This is a genomic window from Streptomyces sp. NPDC023838 (assembly GCF_040639555.1).
GTDB lineage: Bacteria > Actinomycetota > Actinomycetes > Streptomycetales > Streptomycetaceae > Streptomyces.
The window spans coordinates 164677-175166 of sequence record NZ_JBFAAD010000017.1 but is presented as its reverse complement, the minus strand read 5'-3'; the positions used below and the strand labels follow the sequence as shown (position 1 = coordinate 175166).

Genomic DNA, 10490 nt, shown 5'->3' with positions numbered 1-10490 from the left:
GTGCTGCGGGACCGCGAACGCCGTGCCCCTGACCACCTAGGGGCGCGGGGAACTGCGCGACCGGCCCACCACGGCCCGCAGCCGAAGAATCCCCTCGGAGAGTTTCGGGAAGGGGCGGGGTGGGGGACTCAAAAACGGTCACCCCCCACGCACCCCCCTTGACCACCAGCACCCCCGGCTCCGGCAGTGCGTCCCTGATCGCCGTCGCGCCCCGCAACCCCCACGCCTCCTCCGCCTCGTCCTCCCCCACGAACACCACATCCGCCCCCCGAGCCAGCTCCAGCGACACCCGGGGATCGGACCCCGAACCCCACAGCCCCGACCGGTGGTTGACGTCGAACGACACCAGCGGGCGGCCGGGCCGGCGCTCCAGCAGCGCACGCATCAGCTCCAGGCAGCCAGAAGACAGCGCCGCCGTGATCCCGGACAGATGCAGCACCCGCCCCGCCCACACCTCGTCCCACGGCACGTTCGCCACCGACATGGCGGAGGCGGCCGACCCGGCCCGGTAGTACGCGACCTCGTGCGTCCCGTCCGAACGGTCGTCGGCGGTGCGGAAGTAGACGCCGGTCGGCCGCCCGGGGTCGCGGCGCACCCCGGAGGTGTCCACCCCGTACGCGCCCACGGCCTCGATCACGTGGTCACCGAACCCGTCGGCCCCCACCCGGCTGACCCACTTCACCGCGTGCCCGGCCGCCGCCAGCGCGCACGCCACGTTGGACTCGGCGCCGCCGACCGCGCGCTCGAAGGACGGTACGTCGGCGAGGCGCCCGGGCCGGGACGGCAGGAAGGTGACCATGGACTCTCCCAGACAGACGACATCCACCTGCGACGCTCCTCGCACCATTGACCCGGCGTTGGCCCGGATGTTAGACAGCAGTGAGCGAGACATGCAACGGGCGTTGCACATGGCGCAACGATGTATCACGGAGGCTTCCATGGGGTTCCTGGCAGGACTGGCCGAAGAGCGCGTCGACCACCGCTTCAAGGGGCTTCCCCCGGACGCCGACGGCCTGACCGTCGGCGAGCTGGCGGCCCAGCGCCGGAACCTGTTCACGGACGGCTTCACCACCCCCGTCCTCGCCCTCTCCGCCGAGCGCCTGGAGCACAACCTGGCGCTGATGGAGACGTACGCGACCCGCCACGGCCTCGCCTTCGCCCCGCACGGCAAGACCACGATGGCCCCCGAGCTCTTCGCCCGCCAGCTCGACCACGGCGCCTGGGGCATCACCCTCGCCGTGCCCCACCAGGTGCGCGTGGCCCGGGCGTTCGGCGTCCGGCGGATCTTCCTGGCCAACGAGGTCGTGGACCCGGCGGCCCTGAAGTGGATCGCCGCCGAGCTGGCCCGGGACGCCGACTTCCAGCTCATCTGTTACGTGGACTCGGTGCGCGGGGTCGAGCTGATGGACGCGGCGCTGGCCGGGGCGGCCCGCCCGGTGGATGTCGTCGTCGAGCTGGGCGCGGGCGTCGGCGCCCGCACCGGCGCCCGTACCGAGGCCGACTGCGCGGCGGTCGCGGACGCGGTGACCGCGACCCGGACCCTGCGCCTGGTGGGCGTCGCGGGGTACGAGGCCGAGGTCCCCGGGGCCACCCCGGAGCGGGTCGCGGCCTGGCTGCGCAGGCTGACCGCGCTGGCCTCGGAGTTCGACAAGGCGGGCCACTTCTCGGGGACGGGACTCGACGAGATCGTGGTCAGCGCGGGCGGCAGCGCCTGGTTCGACGCGGTGGCCGAGGTGTTCGCGGAGATCCCCGAACTCTCCCTTCCCGTACTGAAGTTGCTGCGCTCGGGCGCGTACGTCTCGCACGACGACGGCCAGTACCGACGGGTCACGCCCTTCAACCGCATCCCGGAAGAGGGTTCCCTGCACCCCGCCTTCCGCCTGTGGGCGCAGGTCGTCTCCCGGCCCAGCCCCGACCAGGCGTTCGTGAACGCGGGCAAGCGGGACGCGGCGCACGACCTCGACCTGCCCGAGGCGCAGGTGGTGCGCGGGGCGCGGGACGGGGTCCAGCGCCCCGCGACCGGCATCGAGGTCACCGCCCTCTCCGACCAGCACGCCTGGCTGCGCACCGCCCCGGACGTGGAGCTGGAGGTCGGCGACTGGGTGGGCTTCGGCCTCTCCCACCCGTGCACCAGCTTCGACAAGTGGCCGCTGATCCCGCTGGTGGAGGCGGACGGAACGGTGACGGACTACGTGCGTACGTACTTCTGAGCCCGCGGACCGGAACCGGACCATGAACCTGGACCTCGTCATCCGCGACGCCCTCGTCATAGACGGCACCGGCGCCCCCCGCTACCGCGCCGACGTCGGCATCCGCGACGGCCGTATCGCGGCGCTGTGCCCCGAGGGCGCCCCGCGTCCCACCGGCGCCCGCACCCTGGACGCCCACGGCCTCGCCCTCGCCCCCGGCTTCATCGACATGCACGCCCACTCCGACCTGGCCCTGTTGCGCGACCCGGACCACAGCGCGAAGGCGGCCCAGGGCGTCACCCTGGAGGTCCTGGGCCAGGACGGCCTCTCGTACGCGCCGGTCGACGACCGCACCCTCGCCGAGGTGCGCAGGGCCGTCGCCGGCTGGAACGGCGGTGCGCCCGGGGACACGGGCGTCGACTTCGACTGGCGTACGGTCGGCGGCTACCTCGACCGCCTCGACCACGGTTTCGACGGCGAAGGCATCGCGGTCAACGCCGCGTACCTCATCCCGCAGGGCACGGTGCGGATGTACGCGATGGGCTGGGAGGACCGCGAGGCGACGCCCCAAGAGCTGGACCGCATGCGGCGGTTGGTGGCCGACGGGATGGAACAGGGCGCCGTCGGCATGTCCTCCGGGCTCACCTACACCCCCGGCATGTACGCCCCGGACGCCGAACTCACCGAGCTGTGCCGGGTGGTGGCGCGGTACGGCGGCTACTACTGCCCCCACCACCGCTCGTACGGCGCGGGCGCCCTGCGCGCGTACGAGGAGATGGTGGAGCTGACCCGCGCGGCCGGCTGCGCGCTGCACCTGGCCCACGCCACGATGAACTTCGGCGTGAACGAGGGCCGGGCGCCCGAGCTCCTCGCCCTCCTCGACCGCGCGCTCGCCACCGGTTCGGACATCACGCTGGACACGTATCCGTACACCCCGGGCTGTACGACGCTCGCCGCGATGCTGCCGAGCTGGGCGGGCGAGGGCGGGCCGGGGGCGGTCCTGGCGCGGCTGCGGGACGACGCGACGGCCGAGCGGATCCGCCACGCCATGGAGGTGGTGGGGGCGGACGGCTGCCACGGGGTCCCGATCGACTGGGAGACGATCGAGATCTCGGGGGTCGGCGATCCGGCGCTCGCGCCCTACGTGGGCAGGACGGTCGCGCAGTCCGCGCGCCTACGGGGCGAGGCGCCCTGGACGACCGCCCGCCGCCTGCTGATCGACGACGGACTCGGCTCGACGATCCTCCAGCACGTGGGCCACGAGGAGAACGTCCGGACGATCATGCGCCACCGCATCCACACCGGCGGCAGCGACGGCATCCTCCAAGGCGCCAAGCCCCATCCGCGCGCCTACGGCACGTTCCCCCACTACCTGGGCCACTACGCCCGTGACCTGGGCGTTCTCTCCCTGGAGGAGATGGTCGCCCATCTGACCTCACGCCCGGCGGCCCGCCTGCGCCTCCCGGACCGGGGCCTGATCAAGGAGGGTCACCGCGCGGACGTCGTCCTCTTCGACCCCGGGACGGTCGCGGCGGGCGCCACCTTCGAACGCCCCCGCACCCTGCCCACGGGCATCCCGTACGTCCTGATCGACGGGAAGTTCGTCATCGAGGACGGACGGCGTACGGACGTGCTGGCGGGGCGGGCGGTCCGCAGAACACCCACCCCGGCCGACTAGCTGACGACCCGTCAGAAGACGCGTACGTTACGGGCGGTGTCCCAGAGCATGTCCGGCCACGGGCTGCCGATCCCGCCGTGTCCGTCGCCGTGGTAGGCGAAGACCTGGTAGTCGATGGGCCGCATGAGGTCGGAGACCCCGTCCCCGTTGACGTCACCGGTGGCCAGCACCGGGGCGTCCGCGGGCCAGGCGTACGGGAGCTTGGCGCGGCCGCCGAAGGTGCCCCGGCCGTTGCCCGGGTACAGCCACAGCGTCCGGGACCCGTCGCGGGCCACCAGGTCCGCCTTGCCGTCGCCGTTCAGGTCGCCGGGCGAGGCGAGCTGGTTCATGGCGTTCCAGCCGCCGCCGACCTTGAGGCGGGTGCCGAAGTTGCCCCGGCCGTTACCCGGGTAGGACCACAGCACGCCGGAGGTGTCGCGGGCCAGCAGATCGCGGCGGCCGTCGCCGTTGAGGTCGCCCGCCGCGCTGATCTCGCGCATCGCGTTCCAGCCGCCGCCGACCCTGACGCGGTCGCCGAAGGCGCCGTCGCCCCGGCCCGGGTAGAACCAGAGGATGCCGGACCGGTCGCGCGCGTAGATGTCCTCCTTGCCGTCCCCGTTGTAGTCGCCGTGCCGGGTGAGCTGGGTCATCGCGTTCCAGCCGCCGCCGACGAGCCTGCCCTTGGTCACCCAGTTGGCGTCGCCGGCGCCCGACAGGAACCACAGCCGCCCGTCGTCCGCGCGCTCCAGGAGGTCGGGGCGGCTGTCGTTGTTCAGGTCGCCGAACTGCGCCACCGCGGGCAGAGCGGCGGGCCGCTTCTCCTCGTCCTGGACGAACCAGTCCATCCACGGCACGCCCTGGGTGGCCTCGTATTCGGTGGTCGCCACGCGGATGGAACTGACCTTGTTGTCCCACTCCCGGCCGATGGTGCCGCCGGTGAGGTCGTTGGGGCCGCTGTGCGGGCCCATGAAGTAGTGCTCGCCCTTGTAGTCGGAGTCCAGGGCCAGCGCGACGTAGAGGTCGCTGTTGTTGACGAGGGAGGAGACGGAGTTGTTCCAGATGCCGAGGGTGGGTCGGCTGGACGAGATGATCTCCATCTTGCCCTGGAAGTTCCCGTACTGGAACACGCAGAGCTTGCCCGCCGGGCAGCGGTCGTAGGTGGCGGCGGCCGCCTGCGGGGCCGCGGTGAGCAGGGTGGCCAGCGACGCGGCGACGGCGGTGGCCGTACCGATCAGGCGCCGCCGGGCCGAGGTGAAGCCGAGCATGGACCGAACTCCGTTCGAAACAAAGGAAGATGCAGGGGTGCGGGTCAGAAGACGAGGTGGGTGGCGCGGGCCTGGGCGTACTGCTTCGGCGCCCGCAGGCCGCCGTCCGCCGCGCCCGTGCCCGGGTACACCCGGAGCGCCTGCTGTCCCGGCGCGTGCGCGAGCAGGTCCGGGCGGCCGTCGCCGGTGACGTCGCCGACGCCCGCCAGCTCGGTGAGCGCGTTCCAGCCGCCGGTGCCGATGAGCTTGCGGTCGCCGAAGGTGCCGCGGCCGGTGCCGGGGTAGAACCACAGCTTCCCGGCGGTGTCCCGGGCCACCAGGTCGGCCCGCTGGTCGGAGTTCATGTCTCCGGCCCCGACCAGCTCGTTCATGACCTTCCAGCCTCCGCCGACCTTGCGGCGGGCACCGAAGTTGCCGTGCCCGTCGCCGGGGTACGTCCACAGGGTGCCGGTGGTGTCGGCGGCGAGCAGGTCGGCGCGGCCGTCGCCCGTCAGGTCCCCGGCGGCGGCCAGGTCGCGCATGGCGTTCCAGCCCCCGCCGACCCTGACGCGGTCGCCGAAGGTGCCGTCGCCGAGGCCCGGGTAGAACCACAGGACGCCGGAGCGGTCCCGCGCGAACAGGTCCTCCTTGGCGTCGCCGTTGTAGTCGCCGTGCCGGGTGAGCTGGGTCATCGCGTTCCAGCCGCCGCCCACGACCCGGGTGCGCCCCTTGCTCGCGTACGTGTGGTCCGTCCACAGCTGCCCGAACTTGTCGCGCGCGTACAGGTCGCCGAAGCCGTCGCCGTCGGCGTCGCCGAAGGCGGCCGAGGCGGGCTGCCCCGCCGGGCGCTGCCTGGTCTCGAACTCCCACGTGGAGTACGTGGGGAAGCGCCCCTCCGTACCGCAGAAGTGGTCCGCCTCGCGGTCCAGGTCGAGCGAGCTGACGGCGTTGTCGAGGTCCGGCCGGGAACTCTCGTCGAAGGACACCATGCCCGAGTAGTAGTGCGTGGCCCTGGCCCGCTCCGGGTTCCCCTCCAGGTCCGGCTCGCTGTTGAAGCAGACGGGCATGTCGGAGAAGTTCGCGAACGAGCTGATCCGGTTGTCCCAGGACCCGAGCCGCAGCATGGACCCCGGGACGACCAGCATGTCGCCCCTGCCCATCGGCTCGCTGAAGACGCACAGCTTGCCCCAGGCACAGCGGTCGTAGCCGCTCGCGGCCTGGGCGGGCGCGGCGGTGAGGGTGGCGGCCAGCCCGGCGGTGGCACCGGCCGCGAGCACACCGCGTATGAGGCGCGAAGACATGGAACGCACGTGGTCCCCCCGGGTATGTGCGAATGCTGTGAAGACGTGGAAAGTCAGCGGATCATAGCCGTCCGCCGAGGATCAGTTCGAACCAGACCGTCTTGCCGATTCCGTACGGGCGCGGGTTCGCCCCCCACGCGTCGGAGAGCGCCTCGACCAGCGCGAGCCCGCGCCCCGACTCGTCGTCCGGCCCCGCCGGTCTGGGACACGGCAGCGTCGCGTTCGCGTCGACCACCTCGACGCGGAAGATGTCCCCGCCGAGCACACACCGCGCCCGCACCTCCCGGTCGGCGGGGGCGCGTCCGTGCCGTACGGCGTTGGTCATCAGCTCACTGAGAAGAAGGACAGCGGTTTCGGTCAGTTCGTCGGGGACCTTCCAGGCCCGCGCCTGCTCCGCGAGCAGCACCCGCGCGCGGCCGACGCTGCGCGGCCCGCGCGAAAACCGCCACTCAACGTCCTTCGTATGGGGGGAAGTTGTGCTTTCCATGGCTCATACGGTGTTGGGCCGGGCATAGCCACAGGGAGTGACAGCCCGGGTACAGACCACGGCTGTACCTGCGACGTACCCGGAGGAGCGGTTTTCCATGACCGAGGAGAACGCACACCCGCCGATGGCCTGGCTCTACTGCGGCGACCAGGTCAAGCTCTGGCGGGAGAGCGCGGGAGTGACCCGCGAGGAGCTGGCCAAGGCGACGAACTACCAGTACGAGTACGTCAAATCCATGGAGAACGGCCGCCGCAAGCCGACGCTGCGGCTGCTTCAGGTGGGGGACGAACTGTGCGGCGCCAAGGGGAAGTTGGTGGCCGCGCACCAGTATCTGAAGCCGGATCCGTTTCCGGCGCGGTCGCAGAACTACATGCTGGTCGAGGCGGAGGCCATCGCCATCCACTGGTACGAGCCGCTGCTCATCCCGGGCTTGTTGCAGACGGAGGAGTATGCGCGGGCGCTGATCAGCGAGAGTTACCCGCCGCTGGACGACGAGACCGTCGCGGAACGCGTAGAAGCGCGCATGCGCAGGCAGGACGCGTTACGGGCACGACCGTCAGCCGTCTTCAACTTCGTGATGTACGAGGCGGCTCTTCGCACCTTCGTCGGCAGCCGGGACGTGATGAAGCGACAGCTCGATCACGTGCTGGGGGCGGGCGAGTTGCGCAACGTCTCCGTCCAGGTGCTGCCGATGGGGCGGTGCCCTGGCGTGGCACTGAACGGCCCGCTGATCCTGTTGGATACCTGTGACCACGAGCAGTACGCCTTCGCGGAGGGGCAGAAGACGAGCGTGCTGTACGCCGACCCAGCCAAGGTCAGTCAACTGACCCAGACCCATGGCATGATCCGCTTGCATGCCCTTAGCGTCGAGGAGTCGACGGGGTTCATCAGCAAATTGGCGGAGGAGCTATGAGCGACGAGCTCACATGGTTCAAGTCCAGCTATAGCGACAGCCAGGGCGGCGCTTGCCTCGAAGTGGCCCTGGACTGGCGCAAGTCCAGCTACAGCGACTCAGAAGGCAGCGCCTGTGTCGAGGTCGCCGCCTGCTCGCCCCACACCATCCACGTCCGGGACTCCAAGCTCGGCGGGGACGGGCCGACGTTCGCCGTCCCCGCCGCCGCCTGGGCTCAGTTCACGGCTGGGATAGCCGGGAGAAGGTAGCCGAAGACCGTGTCCGCGGCGGCCCGGTCGCCGTCGATCCGGACGCGGCCCGCGCGTACGGCCTCGTCGAAGTTCGTGGCGAAGTCGGGTTCGGAGACCAGGAGTTGATCCAGCGCGTCTCGCGTCAGGGTGATCGTCGCGTGGGGCTTGTCCACGCCCGGGGGCATGGTGTCGCCTCGCGTGTCCGTGTAGACGAGGACGCCGTCGCGTAACACCGTCACGCCCGACTGGCCGGTGTTGGTGAACGTCCACAGCAGGACGATCGGGTCGCGCTGCTCGGCGGCGCGCGGGCCGTCCAGGCGGGCGGCCACGGCGGCGAAGTACTGGGCGGGGTTGGCGTAACGGACCAGGTCGCCCACGACCGGGCGGGCGCCGGGCGGCTGCGGGACGGAGCGCAGGTCGCGGGCGGCCGTCAGGTAGACGTTGCGCAGCGGGCCGTACTCGGCGAGGTAACCGAGCTGGGTCAGGGCGAGGGCCTGGAGGGACGTCGCGGCCTCCAGGACCGCCGGCGACACCGTCGTCGGGTCGCAGGCGGCGGCCACCACGTGGTCGAGGAGCTCGACGACGCGCTCGTACCGGGGTGTCTCGGCGTCGTACTCCTCGCGGGCGGCGGCGAGGACGGCGTCGGCGCCGCCCAGGGCCACCACGTACCGCTTGGCGGTGGTCGCGGAGGCGGGGGTCGGGGCGACCGCGTCGGTGGCGGCGACGCACTCGTGGCCGAGCAGGCGCAGCCAGGTCTGGCGGGCGGCCTGGGTGGCGGTGCCGACGTATCCGGCGGCGTGGAAGGGCTGGTTCGAGGGCTGGGTCTGGCGCCTGACCCAGGCGTCGCGGCGCGCGGCGAGCCTGGCGGAGACGGCCTTGTCGCCCCAGCCGGGCCACTCGTACGCCCCGGCCACGATCTCCGCGACCCCGCCGAAGGCCTTCAGGGTCTCGTCGAGGTGGCGGGCGCGTACGTCCCCGAGGCCGCCGAGCAGGCCGGGGGCGGTCAGGTAGAGCACCTTGCGGTCGGGGAGGTAGACGTTCATCTCGGCCGGGGACTGGAGGCCCGCGGCGGGCTGGAGGACCAGGCGGACGCCGTCGGCCTCGACCTCGCCGGAGAGCTGGTGGGTGGGCGGGACGAGGGTGGCCTCGCCCGCCGAGACGGTGAGGCCGGGGCCGCTGTCGATCAGGCCGTACGGCCCGGCTTCCAGGCGGGTGCCGTACGTGTGGTCCACCAGGCACGCGGTGGCCAGGCCCTCGACGACGTGGCGGCGTACGGCGTCGTCGAGGAAGCCGTCGGGGGCGTAGACGGCGAGGTCGTCGGGGACGGTGTCTTCTTGGCCCGGCTGCGGGCCCGCCGCCTGGTCGGCTTGGCCTGCTTGGTCCGCTTGGTCCGCTCGGTCCGCGAAGAGGCCGCGGGAGCCGCCGAAGTGGTCGACGCAGCTGGCGGTGTAGACGATCGCCTTGACGGGGCGTTGGTCGTCGGTGGTGGCGCGGTAGAGGCGCAGGGCGTACTGGGCGGTCTCGTACGAGCCGAGGGGGTCGATGACGATCAGGCCGGTGCGGCCCTCGACGATGGTCATGTTGGCGAGGTCGTAGCCGCGGACCTGGTAGACGGCGCCGTCCTCGGCGCGGGTGACGAGGTAGAGGCCCGCCATGGCGTTCATACGGCCCTGGCGCCAGACGCGGGCGTTGACGGAGGGCGGGATCTCCTCCTCGCCCCGGAGGAAGTCGAACCGGCCGAAGTCCCAGGCGACGGTCTTTCCGTCGCGGGCGGGGATCCTCGGTACGTCCGGGCGGGCGATCAGCCCCTGCGAGGCGTTGCGGAAGTCGGAGACGTCGGAGGGGACGCCGCCGGTCGCCCCTGCGGGGCGGTTGCTGCGAACGACGTACGGGGTGGGTTCGACGGGCTTGCCGTTGGTCATGGTCCTGCCTCCTCAAGCCGCGTGGGCGGGGGTGGGGGAACGTAACGCCGGGCGGGCGGGGCTTGGAAGTGGGCGGGGGGTGGGGGGCGGGGGGTTTGGCTGAGATTGCCGGGGCGGGCCGCGCGGGCCGCGCGGGGCGCGGGGGGGTGTGGGGCCCGAGGATCCCCGCGGGCCGGGGGGCCGATCGCGCAGTTCCCCGCGCCCCTAAACCCGCTGTCGTCTGCAGACCGTGCTCGCTTCTCGCGCAGTTCCCCGCGCCCCTAAACCCGCTGTCGCCTGCGGACCGTGCTCGCTTCTCGCGCAGTTCCCCGCGCCCCTAAAACCCGATGTCGTCTGCAGACCGTGCTCGCTTCTCGCGCAGTTCCCCGCGCCCCTAAATACGCCCCCTCCGGGGCGCCCCGAGGACGCCGCGCAGCGGCACTTAAGGGGCGCGGGGAACTGCGCGAGCAACCCACGACGACCCGCAGACGAACACGCGCGCGCGGCCCCCGGACTTTAGGGGCGCGGGGAACTGCGCGACCAGCCCACCACCACCCGCAGACGAAGA

9 protein-coding genes are annotated in these 10490 nt (G+C 72.2%); 4 read left to right on the top strand and 5 right to left on the bottom strand.

What is annotated here, in order from left to right; translation table 11 throughout:
- Positions 1–799, bottom strand: a 799-nt coding sequence (locus tag AB0G17_RS21845; RefSeq protein ID WP_361385165.1) for a sugar kinase, incomplete at its 3' end; no start/stop codon positions are given.
- A gap of 139 nt (positions 800–938) precedes the next feature.
- Here AB0G17_RS21845 and AB0G17_RS21840 point away from each other — a divergent pair.
- Together AB0G17_RS21840 and AB0G17_RS21835 are read left to right on the top strand one after the other, a co-directional pair.
- Positions 939–2210, top strand: coding sequence for an amino acid deaminase (locus AB0G17_RS21840; RefSeq protein ID WP_361385123.1), 1272 nt, complete (start codon positions 939–941; stop codon positions 2208–2210).
- 22 nt (positions 2211–2232) lie between these two features.
- The gene (locus tag AB0G17_RS21835) at positions 2233–3867 is read left to right on the top strand and encodes a D-aminoacylase (protein WP_361385120.1); all 1635 of its coding nucleotides are present in this window, start codon (positions 2233–2235) and stop codon (positions 3865–3867) included.
- A gap of 11 nt (positions 3868–3878) precedes the next feature.
- On the opposite strand, the gene AB0G17_RS21830 is transcribed toward AB0G17_RS21835, so the two are convergent.
- The 3 genes from AB0G17_RS21830 to AB0G17_RS21820 all read right to left on the bottom strand — a co-directional run bounded on the left by AB0G17_RS21830 (position 3879) and on the right by AB0G17_RS21820 (position 6878).
- Positions 3879–5111 carry an FG-GAP-like repeat-containing protein gene (locus AB0G17_RS21830; RefSeq protein WP_361385117.1) on the bottom strand — a complete coding sequence of 411 codons (1233 nt, stop codon included), beginning with the start codon at positions 5109–5111 and terminating at the stop codon, positions 3879–3881.
- 44 nt (positions 5112–5155) lie between these two features.
- The gene (locus AB0G17_RS21825; RefSeq protein ID WP_361385114.1) at positions 5156–6391 is read right to left on the bottom strand and encodes an FG-GAP-like repeat-containing protein; all 1236 of its coding nucleotides are present in this window, start codon (positions 6389–6391) and stop codon (positions 5156–5158) included.
- A 61-nt stretch (positions 6392–6452) separates the two neighbouring features.
- On the bottom strand, positions 6453–6878 hold the full coding sequence (locus AB0G17_RS21820) for an ATP-binding protein (RefSeq protein ID WP_361385111.1): 426 nt from the start codon (positions 6876–6878) through the stop codon (positions 6453–6455).
- A 97-nt stretch (positions 6879–6975) separates the two neighbouring features.
- Here AB0G17_RS21820 and AB0G17_RS21815 point away from each other — a divergent pair, with 97 nt between their 5' ends.
- Both AB0G17_RS21815 and AB0G17_RS21810 read left to right on the top strand, forming a co-directional pair.
- Complete coding sequence (locus AB0G17_RS21815) at positions 6976–7791, top strand: helix-turn-helix transcriptional regulator (protein ID WP_361385108.1); 816 nt, start codon at positions 6976–6978, stop codon at positions 7789–7791.
- Entirely contained in the window at positions 7788–8039 is a 252-nt protein-coding gene (locus AB0G17_RS21810; RefSeq protein WP_361385105.1) for a DUF397 domain-containing protein, read from the top strand. Before AB0G17_RS21815 ends, AB0G17_RS21810 begins: the two co-directional genes overlap by 4 nt.
- On the opposite strand, the gene AB0G17_RS21805 is transcribed toward AB0G17_RS21810, so the two are convergent.
- Positions 8006–9943, bottom strand: a complete 1938-nt coding sequence (locus tag AB0G17_RS21805; protein WP_361385102.1) for an alkyl sulfatase dimerization domain-containing protein — start codon at positions 9941–9943, stop codon at positions 8006–8008. The genes AB0G17_RS21810 and AB0G17_RS21805 overlap by 34 nt on opposite strands.
- Positions 9944–10490: the final 547 nt, after the last annotated feature.

Coding starts and splice junctions, on each gene's coding strand:
- AB0G17_RS21810 (WP_361385105.1), top strand. CDS start 7,788: ATGAGCGACGAGCTCACATGGTTCAAGTCCAGCTATAGCGACAGCCAG.
- AB0G17_RS21835 (WP_361385120.1), top strand. CDS start 2,233: ATGAACCTGGACCTCGTCATCCGCGACGCCCTCGTCATAGACGGCACC.
- AB0G17_RS21815 (WP_361385108.1), top strand. CDS start 6,976: ATGACCGAGGAGAACGCACACCCGCCGATGGCCTGGCTCTACTGCGGC.
- AB0G17_RS21825 (WP_361385114.1), bottom strand. CDS start 6,391: ATGTCTTCGCGCCTCATACGCGGTGTGCTCGCGGCCGGTGCCACCGCC.
- AB0G17_RS21830 (WP_361385117.1), bottom strand. CDS start 5,111: ATGCTCGGCTTCACCTCGGCCCGGCGGCGCCTGATCGGTACGGCCACC.
- AB0G17_RS21820 (WP_361385111.1), bottom strand. CDS start 6,878: ATGGAAAGCACAACTTCCCCCCATACGAAGGACGTTGAGTGGCGGTTT.
- AB0G17_RS21805 (WP_361385102.1), bottom strand. CDS start 9,943: ATGACCAACGGCAAGCCCGTCGAACCCACCCCGTACGTCGTTCGCAGC.
- AB0G17_RS21840 (WP_361385123.1), top strand. CDS start 939: ATGGGGTTCCTGGCAGGACTGGCCGAAGAGCGCGTCGACCACCGCTTC.